This window comes from Hansschlegelia beijingensis, from assembly GCF_014196425.1.
GTDB lineage: Bacteria > Pseudomonadota > Alphaproteobacteria > Rhizobiales > Methylopilaceae > Methylopila > Methylopila beijingensis.
Genome location: NZ_JACIDR010000002.1, coordinates 200,605 through 222,981 on the forward strand (window position 1 = coordinate 200,605; position 22,377 = coordinate 222,981).

Sequence of the window (22,377 nt, forward strand, 5' to 3'; positions counted from 1 at the left end):
GACGATAGCGCGCCTGGTCGCCGCGCGCGCTCCGGTCCTTGCCGTCAAACCGAACCGCGGCCTCAGCCGCCATAGCGTTCGGTTCGGATCACCCCGGGCGCCACGCCCTCGTCCAGGAGGGCGCCCGCGGCGGCCTCCACGAACGCGTTCGAGCCGCAGATGAAGACGTGCCGGGGCGCCTCGGGGAGCCCGGCGAGCGCCTCGGCCGCCATCGGCCGGTCGAAGCGCCTGCCATGGTCGCCCGCGCGACGCGGCGCGTCGCGGCTGGTGGCGATCATGAGCCGGAAGCCGTCCTGTCGCGACTCGAGGCCGATCAGTTCGTCCCGGAACAGGGCCTCGTCCCAGCTCCGGCTCGCGAGCAGCAGCAGCGCCGGCGTCGCAGCTCCCTGGTCGGCCCTGTGGCGGAGCATCGCCATCAGGGGCGCGACGCCGGATCCCGCCCCGACGAGCAGCAGCGGCCCACCGTCTGCGACGTCCCAGACGAAATGGCCGCCGATCGGGCCGCGCAGCTCGATCTCGTCGCCGACCTGCGCGACCTCATGGAAGAAGGACGAGACCTCGCCGTCCTCGAGCTTCTCGACCGCAAGCTCGAGCCGCTCCGGCTGGCCGGGCGAGGAGGCGATCGAATAGCTGCGGCGAGCCTGGTAGCCGTCCTCGGCCGTCAGCCGCAGGTCGACATGCTGGCCAGCCTTGAAGACGAACGGGCGTTCCGGCGCGAGGAAGAAGCTCTTCACCCGGGCGCCGCGCGGGACGATCTCCGCGATGCGCGCGGTCTGCCAGCCGAGCGGGGCGGTCACAGATCGTCGTGGTAGCGCTGCTCGCGCCAGGGGTCGCCATACATGTGGTAGCCGCGCAGCTCCCAGAACCCGGCGGTGTCGGTCTCGGTGAACTGCAAGCCGCTCAGCCACTTGGCGGATTTCCAGAAGTACAGATGCGGCACCAGCAGGCGGGCCGGCCCGCCATGGTCCGGCGCGAGCGGCGCGCCGTCATAGCTCAGCGCCACCATGGCCTTGCCGCCGACCAGATCGGCCGAGGGCACGTTGGTCGAGTAGCCGTCGAAGCCGTGCGCCAGCACGAACGGCGTCGGCGGCGCGGCGAAGCCGGCGGCGGCCAGCAGGTCGTCGATCGTGACGCCCTCCCAGTCGGTGTCGAGCTTGGACCAGGTCGTCACGCAATGGATGTCGCGCGTGATGCGCGTGCGCGGCAGCGCGTTGAAGGCGTCCCAGTCCCACTTCACCAGCGGGCGCGGGCCGACCTTGAGGGTGAAGGACCACTCGGCCAGCTTGACGCGCGGCGTCGGCCCGGCCGACAGCACCGGAAACCCGGTCGTCAGCGCCTGACCGGGCGGAATGCGTGAGGCGACGTCCGCCGGCGTGCGCCGTCCCCCGAAACCTCGCGTGGCCATCCGCCTGCCTCCATCGCCCGGGAGGAGACTAGCCGCAGGCGTTCCCAAGGCAAGCGGCGCTTGACCTGCGCGCCCGCGCGCCGGAGACCATGCGGCCTGCGCTCCGGGCCGGAACCCTCAATGTTGCTCACCCTGCTTCGCTCGCGCCGCTTCGCGCCTCTGTTCGCCTGCCAGCTGTTTGCGGCCTTCAACGACAATTTCATCAAGAACGCCTTGGCGATCCTGATCCTGTTCCAGCTCGGCGGGTCGAGCGGCCCGATGCTGGTGACGCTCGCGGGCGCGCTGTTCATCCTGCCGTTCTTCGTGCTCTCCGCGCTCGGCGGGGAGCTCGCCGACCGTTACGACAAGGCGCGGGTGGCGCGCGCGACCAAGGCCGGCGAGATCGGCGTGGCCCTGATCGCCGCTGTCGGCTTCCTGATCGCCTCGGCGCCGCTGCTGTTCCTGGCGCTGTTCCTGACCGGCTGCCTCTCGGCGCTGTTCGGCCCCGTGAAGTACGGCATCCTGCCCGATCATCTGGCGCGCGACGAACTGGTCGCCGGCAACGCGCTGATCGAAAGCGCGACCTTCCTGGCGATTCTCGCCGGCACGGTGGGCGGCGGCATCATGGTGGCCGAGGCGAGCCCGTGGGCGATCGCGGCCGTGACGCTCGTGGTCTCGCTGCTGGCCTATGTGTTCTCGACCAGGATCCCGCCGAGCGGCGAGCGCGCGCCGGGCCTGCGGATCGACCCCAACATCGCCCGCAGCACCGCCGCGCTGCTGCGGGACCTGAAGCGCCAGCCGCGCCTCTGGACGGGCGCGATCGCGGTCAGCTGCTTCTGGCTGGTCGGGGCCGTGGTGCTGTCGCTGCTGCCGCCGCTGGTGAAGGACCCGCTCGGCGGCCGCGAGAGCCTCGTCACGCTGTTCCTCGTGGTGTTCACGGTCGGCATCGCGATCGGATCTCTGGCGGCGGCGCAGCTCAGCCGGCGGCGCATCCGGCTCGGGCTGACGCCGGTCGGCGGCGCGCTCGTCGGCGTCTTCTCGCTCGACCTCGCCTTCGCGACAGCCGGCATGGCGCCGGCCGCGACGTCGGTCGGGTGGAGCGACTTCCTGCGCTCCGCGGCCGACCTGCGGATCGTGGCCGACCTGCTCGGCATCGCGGCTGGCGGCGGCCTGTTTGTGGTGCCGGCCTTCGCGTTCCTTCAGGCCGAGGCCGGGGAAGACCACCGCGCCCGCGTGATCGCCGCCAACAACGTGCTGAACGCCGCCTTCATCGTCGGCGGCTCTCTGATCCTCATCGGGCTTCAGGCGGCCGGCTTGTCGACGTCGACGCTGATCGGCCTGGTCGGCGCGCTGTCGCTCGCGGGCGCCCCGCTGATGTGGCGCGCGCTCTCCGGCGCCGTGCGCCTCGAGGCGCAGGCGCGCTGACCGGCTCGCTCCGCTCTACGTTGTCTTACGGATGCCGGAGACGGGGCATCCCCTCCATAGTACCGCTGCGCAGGGCCAAAGATGATCGGGTGATCATGATCTGTGCAGGCGGGGCTCAGTCATGGTCTACTTCCCGGGAACGACAGGGAACGACAGCCCGACCGCCAGCGACGACTATGACAGCCTTTACGGATTGGGCGGGAACGATACGCTCAACGGGCTCGGCGGCGACGACATCCTCTCCGGAGGCAATGACGACGACTCGCTGATCGGCGGCCTGGGCGACGACGACCTTTATGGCGGCGCCGGCGCCGACACCATGCTCGGCGGCGACGGCGGCGACGACTTCTCGGTCTACAGCTACGAGACCGGCGCCGACGTGATCGACGGCGGCGCCGGCGTCGACCGGCTCTATCTCGACGCCGGCAGCACGACCGCCGACATCACGCTCAACATCAGCGACCCGCAGGTCATGCAGCGCCTGCCGGACGGCACGACCATCGTGCGGATCGAGGTCCTGAGTTTCACCGGCGGCGGCGGCGACGACACCGTCGTGGGCGGCGCCTATTCGGACAATCTCTCGGGCGGGGGCGGGAACGACAGCCTGTCCGGCGGCGCGGGCGGCAACGACGCGCTGCGCGGCAATGACGGCGACGACGTCCTGCGGCTCGGATCGGCGGTCTATGGCACGCTCGACGGCGGCGCCGACCGGGACACGCTCTATGGCGGCGCGGGCGACGACTACCTCTATGGCGGGACCGGCAACGACGTGATCGCGGCCGGCGGCGGCCAGGACCAGATCTATGGCGACGCCGGCAACGACACGATCGACGCCGGGGCCAATGACGACTACGTCTACGTCCGGTTCGACGACGGCTATGACAGCATCGACGGCGGCGCGGGCGTCGACCGTCTGTCCTTCGACCGCACCGCCTCTCTGGTCGGCCTCAGCATCAGCCTCGCCAGCCCGGCGACGCTGCAGACGCTCGCCGACGGCACGCGCCTGATCCGTTTCGAGCAGATCGACTTCACCGGCGGCGCGGGCAATGACAGCGTCATCGGCGGCAATCTGACCGATCGGCTGCATGGCGGCGAAGGCGCCGACACGCTAAGCGGCGGCGGTTCGGGCGGCGACTACGACAACGTCTATGGCGACGCCGGGGCGGACAGCCTGATCGGCACCTCCGGCTACGACTATCTCTATGGCGGGACCGGGAACGACCGCATCCAGATGAGCGCCGACGGCGACTACGCCTATGGCGACGAGGACAACGACACGATCGTCGGCAGCGGCGGGCTCGACTACATCGAGGGCGGGACCGGAAGCGACAGCGTTTCAGGCGGCGGCGGCGACGACCGCATCACGGTCCGGGCCGGCGACGGCGCGGACACGATCGACGGCGGCGCCGGCACGGACATCCTCTATTTCGCCCGCGACAGCGACATCGGCCTGACCTTCTCGATCGCGAGCCCGAACGCCGTGCAGGTTCTGGCGGACGGCACGCGCATCGTCGGGATCGAGCGCATCGACTTCGACGGCGGCGCCGGCGACGACGTGGTGACCGGCGGCGCGCTCGTCGACACGCTGAACGGCGGCGAGGGCGACGACAGGCTGGACGGCGGCGGCGGCGAGGGCGACGGCGTCAATGGCGAGGGCGGGAACGACACGCTGATCGGCGGCGTCGGCGTCGACTATCTGTCCGGCGGCGCGGACGACGACCTCATCATCGTTTCGGGCGACAGCGACTACGCCGCGGGCGACGACGGCGACGACGTGATCCGCGGCTCCGAGGTCGCCGACTGGAACCTCAGCGGCGGCGCGGACAATGACAGCATCTTCGCGGCCGGAGGCGCGGACTATCTCTACGGCGGAACCGGGAACGACTCGCTCGACGGCGGCGCCGGCGACGACCGCATGTATGGCGACCAGGGGAACGACACCTATGTGGTCGACAGCCTGAACGACCAGATCCTCGGCGAGACGGCCGAGACCGGGGTCGACCTCGTGCAATCCTCGGTCGACTGGACCCTCGGCGACTTCCTCGAGAACCTGACGCTGACGGGCGCGGCGAACCTCAGGGGAACCGGGAACGAGCTCAACAACCGCATCACCGGCAACGACGGGGCCAACACGCTGCTCGGCCTCGGCGGCGCGGACACGCTCGACGGCGGCGGCGGCGCGGATCGAATGGAGGGCGGCGTCGGCAACGACGTCTATTACGTGGATCATTCGGGCGACAGGGTCGTCGAGGCCAAGGGCGCCGGAACCGACCTCGTCTACAGCAGCGTCAGCTTCGCGCTGACCGGACAGTATGTCGAACGGCTGACGCTGACCGGGACCGCGGACGTCAACGCGACCGGCAACAGCCAGGACAACCGGATCATCGGCAACAGCGGCGCCAACGTCATCGACGGCGGCACGGGAGCCGACACGATGCAGGGCGGGGCCGGCGGCGACACCTACTATGTCCAGAACGCCGGCGACCGCGTGATCGAGGCCAATGTCGCCGGCTACGACACGGTGTTCTCGTCGGTGACCTACTCGCTCAAGGGACAGTTCGTCGAAGCCCTGACGCTCACCGGCTCGGCCAGCGTCGACGCCACCGGCAACTCGCTCCACAACGTGCTGACGGGCAACGCCGGCGTGAACATCCTCAGAGGCGGCGCCGGGGACGACACCTATTACGTCCAGAATCTCGAAGACCGGGCGCTCGAGTCGAACGGCGACGGCTTCGATCAGGTGTTCAGCACCGTCTCCTACTCGCTTGCCGGCCAGTACATCGAGAACCTGACGCTGACCGGCGACGACGACGGCTCCGCGACCGGCAACAGCCTCGCCAACGTGCTCGTCGGCAACTCGGGCGCCAACACTCTCGACGGCGGACGGGGCGCCGACACCATGGAGGGGGGCGCCGGCGACGACGTCTACACAGTCGACTCGCTTGACGACCGGGTGATCGAGGCGAACGGCCAGGGGTTCGATCAGGTCCATTCGTCCGTGTCGTTCTCGCTCGCCGGCCAGTATGTCGAGCGACTCGTCCTGACCTCGAACGGCGCGGCGGACGGGGTCGGCAACAACCTTGCGAACGGCCTGGTCGGGAATTCGGGCGCCAACGTTCTCGACGGCTGGAAAGGCGCGGACACCCTGACGGGCGGCGGCGGGCAGGACACCTTCTCGTTCGCGACCGCGCTCGGCGCCTCGAATGTCGACCACATCACCGATTTCATCGCGGCCGATGACTCGTTCCGGCTGGAGAACGGCGTCTTCAAGGGGCTTGCGGCCGGGGCGCTCCAGGCCGGCGCGTTCTATGCCGGAACCGCCGCGCACGACGCCGACGACCGCATCATCTACGATCAGGCGTCCGGCTCGCTGTTCTTCGACCGCGACGGCGCCGGCGGGACCTACGCGGCCGTCCGCTTCGCCATCCTCGACAACCATGCCGCGCTCACTGCGGCCGATTTCACCGTCGTCTGAGGATTAAGAACGTCTTAGGGCGAGGCCGGCCTCGTGGCGGTTGGCCTTCACCTTCGCGTATGGTTCTGAGCGTATCCTGCATCAAGGAAACTCTCGGGAAAGTCGGCGAAGATGACCGCCACCCTGCGCGCGCCCTCCGCGCCCAAGCCGCGCGTCGACTGGGTCGACGTCGCGAAGGGCATCTGCATCGTCATGGTGGTGATGATGCACTCCACCCTGGGCGTCGAGAAGGCGGCGGGCGCGGAAGGCTTCATGCACTACGCGGTCGCGTTCGCGCGGCCGTTCCGCATGCCCGATTTCTTCATGATCTCGGGCCTGTTCCTCGCGCTCGTGATCGACCGCGACTGGCGGCTGTATCTCGACCGCAAGGTCGTGCACTTCGCCTACTTCTACCTCCTCTGGCTGGTGATCCAGGGCGCGTTCAAATGGCCGGGGATCGCGCTGGACGAAGGCGCGGGCGCCGTCCTGCACCAGTTCCTGCTGTCGCTGATCGACCCGTTCGGCACGCTCTGGTTCATCTACCTGCTGCCGATCTTCTTCGTGTTCGCGAAGCTCGTGCGACGCGCGCCGTGGTGGCTGACGCTCGGCTTCGCGGCGCTGCTGGAGTCGCTCCAGATCCACACCGGCTGGATGGTCCCGGACGAGTTCTGCGCGCGCCTGTTCTATGTGCTGCTTGGCTGGTACGGGGCGTCCGCGATCTTCAGGATCGCCGACTGGGCGCGCGAGCATCGCGGGCTCACGCTGCTGGGCCTTGCGGTCTGGGCGCTGATCAACGGCGCAGCGGTGTTCGCGGGCGTGGCCACGCTGCCGGGCGTGAGCCTCGCGCTCGGGACCGCGGGGGCGCTCGCGATCGTCGCCGCCGCCGCGCTGATCGCGGACGCGACGGCCGCGGAGCCGCTCCGTTATGCGGGCGAACGCTCTATCGCGGTCTATCTGGCCTTCTTCCTGCCGATGGCCGCGACCCGCGCCGTGCTGATCAAGTCGGGCGTCATCCAGGACGTCGGGTGGATCTCGCTCATCGTGACGATCGCTGGCGTCGTCGGGCCGCTCGCGCTGCACTGGGCCGTGATGCGCTCCGGCTGGGGCACGTTCCTGTTCGTGCGACCTAGGGCGTTCCACATCGACCGGCCGCGCCCATCGCCCGAAACGCGCCTGCAGCCGGCGAGATGAGCACGGGCGCTCCCGCCGGCGAGCCGGCGCGGGCGGTCGCAATAAGTCCAAGACGTTCGGCCTGAGCCTTCGCATCCCGAGAGTCCGCGCTAGGTCCTCCTGCGGCGGCGCGAAGACAAGGGTGGAGAACGCGAGATGAAGCGTCAGGCTTTGCTATCGGGACTGATCATGATCGTCGCGCTGGGCGGGGGCGCGGCCTCAGCCGAACCTGGGCCGTTCACAGAACAGCAGGCCGCTGACGGCAAAACGAAGTTCAACAACCACTGCGCCACCTGCCACCGGCCCAACCTCGAAGGCGGACAGGGGACGGCGCTGATCGGCGACGCGTTCAAGCAGAAATGGGCCGGCAAGCCCGTCGCCGAGCTCCGCGACTACATCCACGCCACGATGCCGCCGACGGCTCCTCGTTCGCTGGCGGACGACCAGCTTGACCCGATCACGGCTTACATCCTGTCGAAGAACGGGGTCGCGCCCGGCGACGCGCCGCTCTCCAAGGACAACGCGAGCGCGGCCTTTCCGAATTAGCCAAGACCGCCCTCTCGCCACGGCTTCGACCAACGTATCATGTTACCGAGGAAATGGGGTGCCATCATACCGCGTCGGCCCTGGGGCGGCGTTTTGTCTCCCTGGAATCCGAAAAATTTTGAGGTCATCACATCTTCGCAATAGGACCGAATGTCCTATAGCTACCGGCCTTGCTGCCTCATCAAAGGCGACGGAGGAGAACGCTTAATGAGCGTTAAGACGATTGTTGCAGGCCTGTTCGTCGGGTCGGCCCTGTTCGCGGCGCCGGCGCTTGCGGGCGAGGGTCCGTTCACGGCGGACCAGGTCAAGAAGGGCCTGACCGAGTACAACACCCATTGCCGCACCTGCCACGCCAAGGACGGCAAGGGCGCGCTGGGCCCGGCGCTGCATGGCGACACCTTCAAGAGCCGCTTCGGCGGCCAGAGCTGGGCCGACATCCGCACCTGGATCCACGACAACATGCCCCAGACCGCTCCGGGGACCCTGTCGGACGATCAGCTCAACGTGCTGACGGCCTACACGATGAGCCTCAACGGCTACACGCCGGGCCAGACCGAACTGTCGGCGGACACCGCCAAGACGGTCACGCTCGAGAAGTGATCTCGTCGCGAAGGGAGCGGCTTTGGCCGTTCCCTTCGCCGGTGAGGCGCCTATAGTCCGGGCGAAACTTTCGCCCGGATTTTTTCCATGCCCAGCCGCGGGGTCGCCAAAGGCGACCATGTCGTCCTCGTCGACGGCTCTTCCTACATCTTTCGCGCCTATCACGCGCTGCCGCCCCTCACCCGTCCGTCGGACGGGCTGCCGGTGGGCGCAGTGTCGGGCTTCTGCAACATGCTGTGGAAGCTGCTGCGCGACGCCGGCTGGGTCGACCCGACCCATCTCGGGGTGGTGTTCGACAAGTCCGAGGTCACCTTTCGCAAGGAGATCCACGAGACCTACAAGGCGAACCGCTCCGAGCCGCCCGAGGACCTGATCCCGCAGTTCCCGCTGATCCGCAAGGCGACCGCGGCCTTCTCGATCGCCTGCCTCGAGCAGGGCGGCTACGAGGCGGACGACCTGATCGCCACCTACGCAAGGCTGGCCGCGGAAGCCGGCGCGGAGGTCACGATCGTCGGCTCCGACAAGGACCTGTTCCAGCTGGTGGGCGGCGGCGTCACCATGCTCGATCCGGTCAAGGACAAGCGCATCGGCCCCGACGAGGTGTTCGAGAAATTCGGCGTCCGGCCCGAGAAGATGATAGACCTGCAGGCGCTCGCGGGCGATTCGGTCGACAACGTGCCGGGCGTGCCGGGCATCGGGGCCAAGACCGCCGCGCAGCTGCTCGACCAGTATGGCGACCTGGAGACGCTGCTCGAGCGCGCCCACGAAATCCCCCAACCGAAGCGGCGCGAGAACCTGATCGCGCACGCCGACCTCGCGCGCGTCTCCAAGCGCCTCGTCACGCTGGAGACCAACGTCCCGCTCGACACGCCGCTCGAAGAACTCGCGGTCCACGAACCGAACCCGACGCGGCTCGTCGCCTTCCTCAAGGCGATGGAGTTCAACACGCTGACCCGGCGCGTCGCCGAGGCGACAGGGATCGACGTCTCGAGCGTCGCGCCCGACGCCGACATGATGTCGGCCGGGCGCGCCGAGCGCGAGGAGGCCGCAGCCCCCTCCCCCGACGGCGCGCCGGCCGCCGCGCGGCCGCAGGGCGCGCCGCGCCCCGTCCCGGCCGCTGGCGCGTCGGCGGAGGCCGCCAGCCCGCAGGCGCTCGCCGAAAAACTCCGCAAGGAGGCGGCCTCCGGCGCGGTCGACCGCTCGACCTACGAGACCATCACGGATGTCGGCCGGCTCGGGGAATGGATCGAGGACGCCTGGGAGCAGGGTTTCGTCGCCATCGCGCTCGAGACCACCGGCCCCGACGTGATGCAGGCCGAGCTCGTCGGCGTCTCGCTCGCGCTCGCGCCCAACCGCGCGGCCTATGTCCCGCTCGGCCACATCTCGGCGGCGAGCGACCTCCTGTCCGAAAACCCCTCCCACCTGGGCGACGTGCTGGAGCGCCAGATCCCGGCCAACGAAGCCCTCACGCTGCTCAAGGAGCTGCTGGAGGACGACTCGATCCTCAAGATCGGCCACGACGTCAAATACGGCCTCACCGCCTGGTCCCGCCTCGGGATCACGCTCCGGACCTATGACGACGTCATGCTGATGTCCTACGCGCTCGAGTCCGGGCTCGGCGGCCAGGCGCTCGACGACCTGTCGCGCCGCCATCTGGGCCACGCCTGCATCGCCTTCGAGGAGGTGACCGGCACGGGCCGCGCCCGGCTCAACTTCGCCCAGACCTCGATCGACCGCGCGAGCGCCTATTCGGCCGAGCGCGCCGACGTCAGCCTCCGCCTGTGGCGGCTGTTCCGCCAGCGGCTCGTCGCCGAGGGCATGACGACCGTCTACGAGACTCTCGAGCGGCCGATGCCGGCCGTGCTCTCCGCGATGGAGCGCGAGGGCGTCGCGATCGAGCGTTCGCTGCTCTCGCGCCTGTCGGGCGAGCTCGCGCAGCGCATGGGCGCGCTCGAGGCCGACATCCATGCGCTCGCCGGCGAGCCGTTCAACCTCGGCTCCCCAAAGCAGCTCGGCGACATCCTGTTCGGCAAGATGCAGCTGCCGGGCGGCAAGAAGACCAAGACCGGCGCCTGGGCGACGCCCGCAAGCGCGCTCGACGAGCTCGCCGCGTCCGGGATCGAGCTCGCCGGCAAGGTGCTGGACTGGCGCCAGCTCTCAAAACTCAAGGCGACCTACGCGGACGCGCTGCCGACCTATGTGCAGCCCGAGACGCGCCGCGTGCACACCACCTACCAGCTCGCCGCCACCACCACCGGCCGCCTGTCCTCGACCGAGCCCAACCTGCAGAACATCCCGGTCCGCACCGAGGAGGGCCGAAAAATCCGCCGCGCCTTCGTGGCGCCGGAGGGCAAGAAGCTGGTCTCGGCCGACTACAGCCAGATCGAGCTCCGAATCCTCGCCCACATGGCCGACATCCCGCAGCTCATCCAGGCGTTCGCGGACGGGCTCGACATCCACGCCATGACGGCCTCAGAGATGTTCGGCGTGCCGATCGAGGGCATGGACCCGAACACGCGCCGCCGCGCCAAGGCGATCAATTTCGGCATCGTCTACGGCATCTCGGCCTTCGGCCTCGCCAACCAGCTCGGCATCGGCCGGGAGGAGGCCGGCCTCTACATCAAGACCTACTTCGAGCGCTTCCCCGGCATCCGCGACTACATGGAGGCGACAAAACAGGCCTGCCGCGACCAGGGCTTCGTCACCACCCTGTTCGGCCGCAAATGCCACTACCCGCAGATCCGCGCCAAGAACCCGGCCGAGCGCGCCAATTTCGAACGCGCCGCCATCAACGCCCCGATCCAGGGTTCTGCCGCCGACATCATCCGCCGCGCCATGATCCGCATGACCCCGGCGCTGAAGGAGGCGGGCCTCTCAGCCAAGATGCTGCTGCAGGTCCATGACGAGCTGATCTTCGAGGTCGACGAGCGGGAAGTGGAGGCGACGCTCCCCGTCGTCCGCCGCGTGATGGAGCAGGCCCCGCTGCCCGCCCAGGCGCTCCGGGTCCCGCTGCAGGTGGACGCGCGGGCGGCGGGGAACTGGGAGGAGGCGCATTAGAGGGGCGGCTCAGACGTCCTTATCTGATCGCCTGCGATACGATCTTAAAGGTCTACGAATATTATCCGAATGATGAAGATCGGGGCGCACAAACCAGCTAGCGTCGTGATAGCTAAATAAGGCGGGTCTAATCGGCTGCAGGCCGAGGAATTCTCCGAGTTCGGCCGGCGTCATGACGCGTGTCCGCATACTTCGGAAAGGCTCCTTATGCAGGTTCGCATCCACGATGCGCCTTAATTTGAAATCCATCGTAAGGAAGCAGAAGAGATTATGCCTTTCCGCAGTACAAATATGCCAAGCATCTAAATTATTCTTACGACCCATCTGTTCGATCAACGCGATATAGAGCGGATCGCTCTCACGATTCTTTAGCCTCGACTGCTGCTGCTCTCGTGCGCTAGGACGCCCGCTCCAAATGGAGCCTGCCGCGGGGAAGGCGTATCCATCTATACTTTTAATATCAACGTTCTGCAGAAGGCCGCGGTCAAAAAGTCCATAACCGCGGAATCGGCCTATGGGCTGACGATCTTGTTCGTCTCGCAACTCCGCTGATGTATAGAAAATAATCAGCCCTTCTCTTGCCAGTGACGCAATTCCCGGCAAGAACATGACGTTTTTGTATACATCTGAATCAGCGTCTGGCCCATAGACACAGACTCTTGCTGCGTACCCGGTGTCTATGTAGCTATCTCCCCACTTTTTCGGACCGGTAGAGACCCACACCGTCTCGTGCGTGATGCTATGACCAAGCACATTGCTATCGATTAGAACGCCAAGCTGCCCTCCCTGCAGGCGCCTCGCTGCTCTTCTCGTTGAGAGATAAACTAGTAAGTCAACCAGATCTGGAAAATACTTAAATTTCCAAGATTTTAGCTTGTTTCGCAAGATGTAGCGCTTGCAAATTCTCAATTGAGAATACACCAGCTCATAGCCTGCACTCCACCACCGTAGCCACGCTCTGCGCTTTCGCTGCGAGGTCCGCGGGTTTCAGCGCCTCGCCCACGGCGCCGGTCTCGAACTCTGTACTGTTCGCCTCCAGAAACGTCTGCGCGACCGACGCCTTGATGGCGAAGTTGACGTTCTGGGCGAAGTCGCCGGTGATCATCGCGACCTGAAGCACCTTCAGCTTCGAAACCACCACGCCGACGACGTTGCCGCTCTCGTCCAGCAGCGGTCCTCCGCTGTTGCCGGGCTGGACCGGGGCCGAGATCTGAATCTGGCTTGAATCGTCCAGCAGGCCGGCGGTCGCGGTCACGCCGCCCCGGGTGAAATTGCCGCTGGTGGCCAGAAGACCATTCAGCGGGAACCCAAAAGCCGCCACGTCCTCGCCGAGCCGCACGCCAGCGCGCAGCTTCCCGACCGCCTCGTTCGGCTTGTCGCTCTCCACCAGCGCGAGGTCGTTGCGCTCGTCCCTCGCCAGCACCCGGCCGGACGCCTGCTCCTGCCCGACCTTCAGGGTCACGGCCGCGCAGCCTTTCACCACATGGGCGTTCGTCAGCAGCCGCGTCCGCGTGACGAAGAAGCCCGTCCCGGTCCCCCCGGCCTCGCTCGGCGGCTGGGGCTTCGGGGCCTCCGCGACCGCCGGAGGCGAGGCCGGCGGAGTGGGAGTGACGGGCGCGGTGGGCGGCGAATAGGCGGCCTGCGCGGCCGCGTCCGCCCCGCCATAGAGCGGCGCGAAGAACAGGTTCGCCATCAGGTTCGGGATGCGATCGCCGCGCTCGATCTTCTGCGGGTCCCAGGTCGTCGTGAAGCCGACGATGCCGCCGCGCGCGACCTGATACTTGGCGTAGAACGCCCGATCGCCGACCCCGCCGGCGACCGCCATGAACGCCGGGCGCAGTACCTTGTAGTCGACGCGGCGACCGCCGGCCGGCGAGGTCAGCCGGGCATAGACGTCTTCGAGCGACCGCTCGGACGGCGTGAAGAAAGAAAAGTCGACGCTGATCGAGCGGTCATAGGATTCGAACGCGTAGCCGTTCGCCGTCGGCTGCTGGCGCGGCACAAGCTTCTTCGGCACGAAGAGCTTGGCGTCAGTGAGCGGATGGACGATCTCGGCCATGCCCCAGGCCGACATCGCGCCATAGCCAGTGACGCGCAGGCGCAAATACTGGTCTGTGGTCAGCCAGCCGGTCGCGGGCGCGCCGATCGCGCTCTGGTAGGACTGGATCGACCGGAAGAGGCGCGGCCCGAAGGCGCCGGTGCTCATCGCGTTGAAGTGGCCGGCGGCGATGAGCAGAAGCGGCAGCTCGTAACGCCGCTTGTCCTCATAGCTGTAGAAGACGCGCTCCGCCGCCTGGTACTGCGCGCGGTCGAGCGCATGCGCGCCCGGCGCGGCCAGCCCCGCAAGCGCCAGCATGCTGACGAGAACCCAGATTTTCATCGCCGACCCCAAAGGCGGCGGGCGCCGCCTGCCGGCGAGTATAAGTTGGCCTGCAACCTTGGCGAGTCGGGAATAGCGCTTAGCGCGGCTCGGCGGATTTTCCTGCGACCACCCCACTCGGCCGGGCTTCGCCCGTCCACCCTCCCCTCTGCGAGGGAGGGAGAAGGAAGGGGCGCGCGTCTCCCTCCTCGCGGCGAAGCCGTGGGGAGGGTGGCCCCTCGCGGAAGCGAGGGGTCGGGTGGGGCCCTGGGCGTAGCGCTCCACCTCGCGTCCCGGCCTTGAGCCGGGACCCAGAACCGAACCCGGCCAAGATATCTCGCCGTCATGCCCGCTTGCGGGCATCCACGACTTCCTTGAAGCGCTGCGACCTGAGCCGAAGTCGTGGATGCCCGCGCGAAGGCGCGGGCATGACGCGGGGAGGACCGGGCGGGTGATCCTGACGACACCCCACCCGGCCGGGCTTCGCCCGTCCACCCTCCCCTCTGCGAGGGAGGGAAAAGAGCGACCCTTGTCGGATGGCGGAATAAATTCCTTGACAAACCTCCTCCCCTCCCGCACCCTCCGCTGATCCCCGCCCGCGGGGAAGCGCGTCTTCCGGAGGCGTCTGGCGATCGCGGGGGCGGGGAGCGGCGTCTGCGGGGGGTTACGCGAACCTCTCCCGGACGGCGTCGCGTCGGGGGCTCTGTCGGAGACGGCGGGGCCTCTGCTCCCGTCCGCCCGGCACTACGACCGGGACGCGAGTTGGAATCGCCTTAAGGCCGCGCGGAGCTCAGCCTCGGCGCCGGCCGGAGAGCGGGGACGCGACGCACCAAACACCGCGCGCGGGACGCCGGGAAGCCGGCATCCCCACTGCCCCAGAGCGGCGACCCGACGTCCCGCGCCTTCCCCTCCCCGGAGGGGCGTTTTTCTCGACCGCCCAACCGCGCGTTTCCGCGCGGGCCGCGGACGCATGTCCGCCGTTCCGGCGCCCAGCCGGGGGGCTCAGTCCTCGTGGTCCGGAACCGTCAGCGCGCAGCCGCAGGCCTCGGAGCGGTCGGCGAAGAAGGGCTGGACGAAGCCGGCGGCGCCGAACAGGGAGGTCGCGAGGGTCACCGCCGGCCGCGTCGCGGCCTCCGCGACCTGCCGGGAGCGCTGCGACCTCGACATTCGCGCTCCTCTCCCCCACCCTCGTCTGGTCCCCCCGGTAAGCGCGTCTTCCGGAGGCGCCTGAGGGGACGGGAGCGGCGTCTGCGGGGGTCAAGCGAACCTGTCCCGGACGTCGTCGCGGTCGGAGAACGTCGAATGAGCGTCGCTTTCACCAAGGAGCAGGATTTCGAGGCGGTCGCGGCCAATCTGCCGGACCGGCCGATCTCGCCCCATCGCAATCTGGTGACCCCGGAAGGCCTGGCGGAGCTCGACCGCGCGCTCGCCGAGGCGCGCGCCGCCTATGCGGCCGCGCAGGCCGCAGGCGACATCGCCGGCGACCGGACCGCGATGGCGCGGGCGACGCGGGACCTGCGCTACTATGCGGCGCGCCGGGCGAGCGCAGAGCTCGTTCCGCCCGCGCCGGCGCCCGCCGCCGTCACGTTCGGCGCGCGCGTCACCTTCGAGCGGGAGGACGGCCGCCGGCAGACCTTCCGGATCGTCGGAGAGGACGAGGCCGATCCCGCCAGGGGCTCGGTCTCCTACATCGCCCCGCTCGCCCAGGCCCTGATGGGCAAGGCGGTCGGAGACGAGGCGACGCTTCCGAACGGCGTCGTCGAGGTGGTGGCGATCGAGTGAGCGCGGTCAGCCGCCGGCGCTGTCGGCGTCGTCCCTGAAATAGGGCTCGACCGCGCCCTTGAGCTTGAGCGTCATGGGGTTGCCCGCGCGGTCCCGGGCCGTGCCGGCCGCCACCTTTATCCAGCCTTCGCTGACCGAGTATTCCTCGACATTGGTCTTCTCGACGCCCTTGAACCGGATGCCGACGCCGCGGGCCAGAGCGGCCTCGTCGTAGAACTCGCTCTCGGGATTCACGGACAGGCGGTCGGGCGGCGTGTCGGCCATTCGGTCAGCTCCTTCGGTCGCGGCGTTGGTCCACGATCGCCGCGGCGGCGTCAAGCCCGGCCTCTGAGGCCGAATGATGGCCGGCGGCCAGCGTCGCCGCACGCCGCTGTTGCTGCGACGCAACATTGTTTTGCGCGATGCAGCATCCACATCAGGGCAGCGCGACAGGACGCGAACGCAGCAGCAGGAGGCGGCCTTGGCCAAACGCGATCAGGACGGCCGGCATGGTCCGCGCGAGCGAAACCGCTGGGACGCATGGACGGCCGCGCGCCCGAAACGGCCCGCGGGCGCCGCGTCCGGCGAGCGCCGCCTGCAGGAGATCGAGCAGTTCGGGCCCAATCCGGGCGCGCTTCGCATGCTCGCCTATGCGCCCCGCGATCTTCCGGCCGGCGCGCCGCTGGTCGTGGTGCTGCATGGCTGCACCCAGGACGCCTATGGCTACGATTCCCACGCGGGCTGGACGCGGCTCGCGGAGCGCGAGGGCTTCGCGGTGCTCTATCCCGAGCAGCAGCGGGCCAACAACGCGCAGCGCTGCTTCAACTGGTTCCTGGCCGCCGACGCGGCGCGGGGCCTCGGCGAAACCCGCTCGATCCGCGAGATGATCGCCGTCATGGTCGCTCGCCACGGGATCGACGAAAGCCGGATCTTCGTCACGGGCCTGTCGGCCGGAGGCGCGATGGCGAGCGCCCTGCTCGCCGACTATCCGGAAGTGTTCGCCGCCGGCGCCGTGATCGCGGGCCTGCCATGCGGCGCGGCGCGGAGCATACCCGAAGCGTTCGAGGCCATGTCGCGCCCCGGCGACCGCTCCGCGGCCGAGCTCGGCGATCTCGTTCGGGCGGGCTCGCCCCATGCCGGCCCGTGGCCGCGGATCTCGATCTGGCACGGGGCGGCGGACACGACGGTCGTCCCGAAGAACGCCGAGAACCTCGTGAAGCAGTGGGTCGAGGTGCACGGCGCCGCCCATGGCGAGTTCCACGAGGAGGTCTCCGACGGCCACCTGCGGCGCGTTTGGCGCGCCGGAGGGCGGGACGTCGTGGAGCTGCACGTCATCGCCGGCATGGGCCACGGGACGCCGCTCGACGCCCGGCTCGGCGAGCGCAAGGGCCCGTACATGCTCGACGTCGGCGTCTCGTCGACCCGGCTCATCGCGAAGTTCTGGGGCCTTTCGGGCGCCGTCGCCGAGGATGAGGCGCCCGCCGGCCAGGCGGTCGCCCGCCGGCCCGAACCCGCCGCCTCCGGCGCGGGCGAGAGCCGCCAGGAGCCCAGGCCGGACAACGCGCGCCGGTTTCGCGGCGCGGACATCGGCGGGACGATCGAGAGGGCGCTCAGGGCCGCCGGCCTGATGCGGTAGTTTGCCGGCGGGGAACGGGCCGGCGGGCGCGGCGTTGCTAACCGGGGCGCGGCACCGGAAGAGCGCGATGATCTCCGATCTCTGGTACAAGAACGCCGTCGTCTACTGCCTTTCCGTGGAAAGCTTCATGGACTCCGACGGCGACGGGGTCGGCGACTTCCGCGGCCTGACGAGGCGGCTCGACTATCTCCACGGTCTCGGCGTCACGGCCGTATGGCTGATGCCGTTTCAGGCGTCGCCCGGGCGCGACGACGGCTATGACGTCTCCGACTTCTACAGCGTCGATCCGCGCTACGGCACGCTCGGCGACTTCGTGGAGTTCACCCACGCCGCGAAGCAGCGCGGCATGCGGGTGCTGATCGACCTCGTGGTCAACCACACCTCCGATCAGCATCCCTGGTTCCAGTCGGCGCGCTCCGACCCGCAGTCGCCCTATCGCGACTGGTATGTCTGGTCCGACAGGAAGCCCAAGAGCGCCGATCAGGGCATGGTGTTTCCTGGCGTCCAGAAGACGACCTGGACGCGAGACCCGGTCGCGAAGAAGTATTACTTCCATCGTTTCTATGAGTTCCAGCCCGACCTGAACACGTCCAATCCGCATGTTCAGGCCGAGATCCTCCGGATCATGGGCTTCTGGATCCAGCTTGGCGTCAGCGGCTTCCGGATGGACGCGGTGCCGTTCGTCATCGCGGAGAAAGGCCCGGACGTCACGACGCCCAAGGAGCAGTTCCAGATGCTCCGGACGTTCCGCGAGTTCCTGCAATGGCGGAAGGGCGACAGCGTCATCCTCGCCGAGGCGAACGTGCTGCCCGAGGACGACATGAAGTATTTCGGCGTCGACGGCGACCGCATGCAGATGATGTTCAATTTCCACGTCAACCAGCGGCTGTTCTACGCGCTGGCCTCGGGCGACGCGCGGCCGCTCGCAGAGGCGCTGAAAGAGACGCAGTCGAAATACGACACCGCCCAGTGGGGCATATTCCTGCGCAACCACGATGAGCTTGATCTCGGGCGGCTCGATCCGAAGCAGCGGCAGGCGGTGTTCGACGCGTTCGGCCCCGACAAGACGATGCAGCTTTATGACCGGGGCATACGGCGCCGCCTCGCCCCGATGCTGAACGGCGACCGCAGGCGCCTTGAGCTCGCCTACAGCCTGATGTTCACGCTGCCTGGCACGCCGGTCATGCGCTACGGCGACGAGATCGCGATGGGGGACGATCTGTCTCTGCCGGAGCGGTACTGCGCGCGCACGCCTATGCAATGGTCCAGCGAAAAGCAGGGCGGCTTCAGCAAGGCCGACAAGACGTTCCTGCCGGTGATCTCGGGCGGGGGCTTCGGCTTCGAGACCGTCAACGTCGCCCAGCAGCGGCGCGACCCGAACTCCTTCCTCAACTGGATAGAGCGCATCATCCGCATGCGTCAGGAGTTGCCGGAGATCGGCTGGGGCGACTGCGTCAGCCTGCCGACGTCCGACGAGGCGGTGCTCGCGCTCCGCTACGACTGGCGCAACAACGCGGTCGTCATTCTCCACAACCTCGCCGCCGAGCCGAAGGAGGTCGGCTTCAAGGTCGGACCAACTGACGGAGAGCCGGGACGGCTCGTCGACCTGCTGGCCCAGGCCCACAGCGAGGCGGACGAGGACGGCCGGCACCGGATCGTCCTGGAAGGCTACGGTTATCGCTGGTTCCGCGTGGGCGGGCTGAACTACCTGCTCGACCGCAGCGACATCTGATGCAGAGCCATGCGTGGTGGCAGCGCGGGGTCATCTATCAGGTCTATCCGAGGTCGTTCCAGGACTCGAACGGCGATGGGATCGGCGACCTGGAAGGCGTGCGGCGGCGGCTCGACTACCTCGTCAGGCTCGGCGTCGACGCCATCTGGCTGTCGCCGATCTTCCCGTCTCCGATGGCGGATTTCGGCTATGACATCGCCGACTATTGCGGGGTCGACCCGATCTTCGGAACCCTCGAGGACTTCGACCGGCTGATCGGGGAGGCGCACGCCCGCGGCCTGAAGCTGATCCTGGACTTCGTCCCGAACCACACCTCCGAAGCGCACCCGTGGTTCGCCGAGAGCCGCAGCAGCCGATCGAGCCCGAAGCGTGACTGGTACATCTGGCGCGACCCCGCGCCGGACGGCGGGCCGCCGAACAACTGGATCAGCAACTTCGGCGGAAGCGCCTGGAGCTTCGACGAAGCGAGCGGCCAGTACTATCACCACGCCTTTCTGGAGCAGCAGCCGGACCTCAACTGGCGCAATCCCGAGCTTCGCGCCGCCATGGCGGACGTCATGCGGTTCTGGCTCGAGCGCGGCGTGGACGGCTTCCGCGTCGACGTCATCTGGCACCTGATCAAGGACGCGCAGTTCCGCGATAACCCGCCAAACCCGGCCTTCGGGCCCGGGCAGCCGGACATCAATCGGCTGCTGCAGGTGCACTCGGCCGACCAGGACGAGGTGCTGGACGTCATCCGCGAGATGCGCGCCGTGGTCGACGGCTACGAGGACCGGGTGCTGATCGGGGAGATCTACCTGCCGGTCGAGCGTCTCGTCGCCTATTACGGGCCGGGGCTCTCGGGGGTCCACCTGCCGTTCAACTTCCAGCTCATTCTCGCGCCGTGGAGCGCCCGCGCGATCGGGCGTCTGATCGACGAGTACGAGCGCGCCTTGCCGCCCGGCGGCTGGCCGAACTGGGTGCTCGGCAATCACGACCAGAAACGGATCGCGACGCGAGTCGGGGCCGCGCAGGCGCGCGTCGCCGCCATGCTGCTGCTCACACTGCGGGGCACGCTGACGATCTACTACGGCGACGAGATCGGGCTTGCGGACGTCCCCGTGCCGCACGAACTCGCTCAGGATCCGTGGGAGCGGAACGAGCCTGGCCACGGCCGCGATCCCGCGCGGACGCCGATGCCGTGGGACGACAGCCCGACGGGCGGCTTCACCTCGGGACGGCCCTGGCTGCCGCTCAACGACACGACCACCCTCAACGTCGCAGCGCAGGAGGCCGATCCGCGGTCCATGCTCGCTCTGCACCGCGCGCTGCTTGCGCTGCGCCGCGCGCATCCGGCGCTCGCCATAGGCGGCTACCAGGGCGACCGGACGGAGGGCGACGTGCTCGTCTTCCGCAGGCGGTCAGCCGACGAGGAACTGCTGGTCGCCCTGAACTTCGGCCCGTCGCCTGTGGAGATCCCGCATCCAGGCGCGGGCGCCGAGACGCTGCTCTCGACCCATCTCGACCGCAGCGGGCCGGAGCCCGCCGGGCCGCTCCGGCTTCGTGGCGACGAAGGCGTCGTGTTCCGGCTTGGAGGAGAGCTTCAGGCGGCGCGCGCCTGAGGCTCCGGCGAGGCGCGGTAGGCGAGCGCCTCCGCGAGATGGATGCGGCCGACCGACTCGACGCCGTCGAGGTCCGCGATGGTCCGGGCGACCTTGAGAACGCGGTGATATCCGCGCGCCGACAGACGCAGCGCGTCCGCCGCCTCGACGAGCAGCTTGCGGCCGGCCGCGTCGGGGCGCGTGGCGTCCTCGACGGCCGAGACCGGAAGATGCGCATTGAGGAACGAGCCCGGAAGCCCCAGCCGCTCCCGCCGCGCCGCCTGGCGCCGCCGCGCCTCCAGCACGCGGGCGGCGACGGTCGCGCTGTCCTCTCCCGCGCCCGGCGCCATCAGATCGGCGGCGCTGACCGCCGGCACGTCGAGCCGCAGGTCGATCCGGTCGAGCAGCGGGCCGGACACCCGCGACTGGTATTCTGCGGCGCAGCGCGGCCCGCGGCGGCAGACATGGCCGTCCCCGCCGCCGCAGCGGCACGGATTCATGGCCGCCACCAGCTGAAAACGCGCCGGATAGGAGATGCGGTGGTTGGCGCGGGCGATCACCGCCTCGCCGCTTTCGAGAGGCTGCCGCAGGGCGTCGAGCGCCTGGGCCGAGAACTCCGGCAATTCGTCCAGGAACAGCACGCCCTGGTGGGCGAGCGCGATCTCGCCGGGGCGAGGCCGTGCGCCGCCTCCGACCAGCGCCGCCATCGAGGCGGAATGATGCGGCGCCCGGAACGGCCGCCTGTTGGTCAGCCGCCCCCCGGCGAGCTCGCCCGCGACAGAGCGGATCATCGCGACCTCGAGCAGATCCTTGGGCTCCAGCGGCGGCAGCAGGCCCGGCAGCCGGCTGGCCAGCATCGACTTGCCCGCGCCGGGCGGGCCGCAGAACAGCAGATTGTGCCCCCCGGCAGCCGCGATCTCGAGCGCGCGTTTGGCGGTCTCCTGGCCACGCACCTCGCGCAGGTCGGCGACGGGGCCGCTCGCCTCAGGGAGGCCGGGGCGGGGCCGCGCCAGAACCTGCACGCCCTTGAGATGGTTCGCGATCTGGATCAGCGAGCGCGGCGCGACGATCGGCAGGTCCGAGCTCGCCCAGGCCGCCTCCGGCCCGCAGGCTTCCGGGCAGATCAGCGCATGGCCCCGCGCGTGCGCCGCCACTGCGGCCGGCAGCGCGCCGGCGACCGCCGCGATGGTGCCGTCGAGCGCGAGCTCGCCAAGCACGGTGCAGCCGCTCAGCGCGTCATGCGGCACCGCCCCGATCGCCGCCATCAGCCCCAGCGCTATCGGCAGGTCGAAATGCGCCCCTTCCTTGGGAAGGTCGGCGGGCGCGAGGTTGATGGTGATGCGCCGCGGCGGCAGGGCGAGCCCTGCGGCCGTAAGCGCGGAACGCACCCGTTCGCGCGCTTCGGTGACCGCCTTGTCGGGCAGGCCCACGATCGAGAAGGCGGGCAGGCCCGGGGCCACCTGGACCTGGACGTCGACCGCCCGGGCCTCGATGCCCTCGAAGGCGACGGTGGAGACCCATACGACCATGCCGCAGTCCTCGGCTTCTGTCGTCCGCGAGAGTATCGACGCCATTGCGCCTGTCAAGAACAATAGGGGAACATACGTAGCGTCTCCGCCGGGGCGCCCGCCTATGTGTTCTTAACCCCCGCTCGGCTATCCTGCGGTCTTGCG

At 69.0% G+C, this 22,377-nt stretch carries 17 protein-coding genes; 10 read left to right on the plus strand and 7 right to left on the minus strand.

The features are described from left to right. Positions 1 to 62: 62 nt before the first annotated feature. A complete protein-coding gene (locus GGR24_RS07385) occupies positions 63 to 797 on the minus strand; it encodes an FAD-binding oxidoreductase (RefSeq protein WP_183394705.1) in 735 nt (244 codons plus the stop codon). Then, entirely contained in the window at positions 794 to 1,405 is a 612-nt protein-coding gene (locus GGR24_RS07390; protein ID WP_183394706.1) for a sulfite oxidase-like oxidoreductase, read from the minus strand. The genes GGR24_RS07385 and GGR24_RS07390 overlap by 4 nt, the downstream gene beginning before the upstream one ends. 120 nt (positions 1,406 to 1,525) lie before the next feature. Here GGR24_RS07390 and GGR24_RS07395 point away from each other — a divergent pair, with 120 nt between their 5' ends. The 6 genes from GGR24_RS07395 to polA all read left to right on the plus strand — a co-directional run bounded on the left by GGR24_RS07395 (position 1,526) and on the right by polA (position 11,636). Continuing rightward, positions 1,526 to 2,809 carry an MFS transporter gene (locus tag GGR24_RS07395; protein ID WP_183394707.1) on the plus strand — a complete coding sequence of 428 codons (1,284 nt, stop codon included), beginning with the start codon at positions 1,526 to 1,528 and terminating at the stop codon, positions 2,807 to 2,809. A gap of 121 nt (positions 2,810 to 2,930) precedes the next feature. Further along, positions 2,931 to 6,284 carry a calcium-binding protein gene (locus GGR24_RS07400; RefSeq protein WP_183394708.1) on the plus strand — a complete coding sequence of 1,118 codons (3,354 nt, stop codon included), beginning with the start codon at positions 2,931 to 2,933 and terminating at the stop codon, positions 6,282 to 6,284. Positions 6,285 to 6,395: 111 nt separating this feature from the next. After that, a complete protein-coding gene (locus tag GGR24_RS07405) occupies positions 6,396 to 7,454 on the plus strand; it encodes an acyltransferase family protein (RefSeq protein WP_183394709.1) in 1,059 nt (352 codons plus the stop codon). A 135-nt stretch (positions 7,455 to 7,589) separates the two neighbouring features. Further along, positions 7,590 to 7,979, plus strand: coding sequence for a c-type cytochrome (locus tag GGR24_RS07410; protein WP_183394710.1), 390 nt, complete (start codon positions 7,590 to 7,592; stop codon positions 7,977 to 7,979). Between the two features lie 207 nt (positions 7,980 to 8,186). Continuing rightward, a complete protein-coding gene (locus tag GGR24_RS07415; protein WP_183394711.1) occupies positions 8,187 to 8,579 on the plus strand; it encodes a c-type cytochrome in 393 nt (130 codons plus the stop codon). Positions 8,580 to 8,666: 87 nt separating this feature from the next. Further along, a complete protein-coding gene (gene polA / locus GGR24_RS07420) occupies positions 8,667 to 11,636 on the plus strand; it encodes a DNA polymerase I (RefSeq protein ID WP_183394712.1) in 2,970 nt (989 codons plus the stop codon). Between the two features lie 9 nt (positions 11,637 to 11,645). Here the strand turns inward: polA and GGR24_RS07425 are convergent, their stop codons facing one another. From GGR24_RS07425 to GGR24_RS07435, 3 genes are all read right to left on the minus strand, one after another. Continuing rightward, positions 11,646 to 12,557: a hypothetical protein gene (locus GGR24_RS07425; RefSeq protein ID WP_183394713.1), complete on the minus strand. Its 912-nt coding sequence runs from the start codon at positions 12,555 to 12,557 to the stop codon at positions 11,646 to 11,648. Positions 12,558 to 12,561: 4 nt separating this feature from the next. Further along, a complete protein-coding gene (locus GGR24_RS07430) occupies positions 12,562 to 14,016 on the minus strand; it encodes a S1 family peptidase (protein ID WP_183394714.1) in 1,455 nt (484 codons plus the stop codon). A 981-nt stretch (positions 14,017 to 14,997) separates the two neighbouring features. Further along, positions 14,998 to 15,162 carry a hypothetical protein gene (locus GGR24_RS07435; protein ID WP_183394715.1) on the minus strand — a complete coding sequence of 55 codons (165 nt, stop codon included), beginning with the start codon at positions 15,160 to 15,162 and terminating at the stop codon, positions 14,998 to 15,000. 135 nt (positions 15,163 to 15,297) lie between these two features. Between GGR24_RS07435 and greA the strand changes: the two genes are divergently transcribed. Then, positions 15,298 to 15,777, plus strand: a complete 480-nt coding sequence (gene greA, locus GGR24_RS07440) for a transcription elongation factor GreA (protein WP_183394716.1) — start codon at positions 15,298 to 15,300, stop codon at positions 15,775 to 15,777. A gap of 6 nt (positions 15,778 to 15,783) precedes the next feature. Here greA and GGR24_RS07445 read toward each other — a convergent pair whose 3' ends face one another. Next, entirely contained in the window at positions 15,784 to 16,041 is a 258-nt protein-coding gene (locus GGR24_RS07445; RefSeq protein WP_183394717.1) for a DUF3297 family protein, read from the minus strand. A gap of 310 nt (positions 16,042 to 16,351) precedes the next feature. Here GGR24_RS07445 and GGR24_RS07450 point away from each other — a divergent pair, with 310 nt between their 5' ends. From GGR24_RS07450 to GGR24_RS07460, 3 genes are all read left to right on the plus strand, one after another. Next, positions 16,352 to 17,392, plus strand: coding sequence for an extracellular catalytic domain type 1 short-chain-length polyhydroxyalkanoate depolymerase (locus GGR24_RS07450; protein WP_428978223.1), 1,041 nt, complete (start codon positions 16,352 to 16,354; stop codon positions 17,390 to 17,392). Between the two features lie 67 nt (positions 17,393 to 17,459). Further along, entirely contained in the window at positions 17,460 to 19,124 is a 1,665-nt protein-coding gene (locus tag GGR24_RS07455; RefSeq protein WP_183394718.1) for an alpha-amylase family protein, read from the plus strand. Then, a complete protein-coding gene (locus GGR24_RS07460; protein WP_183394719.1) occupies positions 19,124 to 20,725 on the plus strand; it encodes an alpha-amylase family glycosyl hydrolase in 1,602 nt (533 codons plus the stop codon). Before GGR24_RS07455 ends, GGR24_RS07460 begins: the two co-directional genes overlap by 1 nt. Here GGR24_RS07460 and GGR24_RS07465 read toward each other — a convergent pair. Beyond that, the gene (locus tag GGR24_RS07465) at positions 20,707 to 22,233 is read right to left on the minus strand and encodes a YifB family Mg chelatase-like AAA ATPase (protein ID WP_183394720.1); all 1,527 of its coding nucleotides are present in this window, start codon (positions 22,231 to 22,233) and stop codon (positions 20,707 to 20,709) included. The two genes, GGR24_RS07460 and GGR24_RS07465, sit on opposite strands and share 19 nt — an antisense overlap. Positions 22,234 to 22,377: the final 144 nt, after the last annotated feature.

Excerpts from the sequence above, each read along its gene's own strand:
- polA (WP_183394712.1), top strand. The coding sequence starts at position 8,667 with ATGCCCAGCCGCGGGGTCGCCAAAGGCGACCATGTCGTCCTCGTCGAC.
- GGR24_RS07405 (WP_183394709.1), top strand. The coding sequence starts at position 6,396 with ATGACCGCCACCCTGCGCGCGCCCTCCGCGCCCAAGCCGCGCGTCGAC.
- GGR24_RS07395 (WP_183394707.1), top strand. The coding sequence starts at position 1,526 with ATGTTGCTCACCCTGCTTCGCTCGCGCCGCTTCGCGCCTCTGTTCGCC.
- GGR24_RS07430 (WP_183394714.1), bottom strand. The coding sequence starts at position 14,016 with ATGAAAATCTGGGTTCTCGTCAGCATGCTGGCGCTTGCGGGGCTGGCC.
- GGR24_RS07455 (WP_183394718.1), top strand. The coding sequence starts at position 17,460 with ATGATCTCCGATCTCTGGTACAAGAACGCCGTCGTCTACTGCCTTTCC.
- GGR24_RS07465 (WP_183394720.1), bottom strand. The coding sequence starts at position 22,233 with ATGGTCGTATGGGTCTCCACCGTCGCCTTCGAGGGCATCGAGGCCCGG.
- GGR24_RS07445 (WP_183394717.1), bottom strand. The coding sequence starts at position 16,041 with ATGGCCGACACGCCGCCCGACCGCCTGTCCGTGAATCCCGAGAGCGAG.
- GGR24_RS07390 (WP_183394706.1), bottom strand. The coding sequence starts at position 1,405 with ATGGCCACGCGAGGTTTCGGGGGACGGCGCACGCCGGCGGACGTCGCC.
- GGR24_RS07460 (WP_183394719.1), top strand. The coding sequence starts at position 19,124 with ATGCAGAGCCATGCGTGGTGGCAGCGCGGGGTCATCTATCAGGTCTAT.
- greA (WP_183394716.1), top strand. The coding sequence starts at position 15,298 with ATGAGCGTCGCTTTCACCAAGGAGCAGGATTTCGAGGCGGTCGCGGCC.
- GGR24_RS07415 (WP_183394711.1), top strand. The coding sequence starts at position 8,187 with ATGAGCGTTAAGACGATTGTTGCAGGCCTGTTCGTCGGGTCGGCCCTG.
- GGR24_RS07400 (WP_183394708.1), top strand. The coding sequence starts at position 2,931 with ATGGTCTACTTCCCGGGAACGACAGGGAACGACAGCCCGACCGCCAGC.
- GGR24_RS07410 (WP_183394710.1), top strand. The coding sequence starts at position 7,590 with ATGAAGCGTCAGGCTTTGCTATCGGGACTGATCATGATCGTCGCGCTG.
- GGR24_RS07435 (WP_183394715.1), bottom strand. The coding sequence starts at position 15,162 with ATGTCGAGGTCGCAGCGCTCCCGGCAGGTCGCGGAGGCCGCGACGCGG.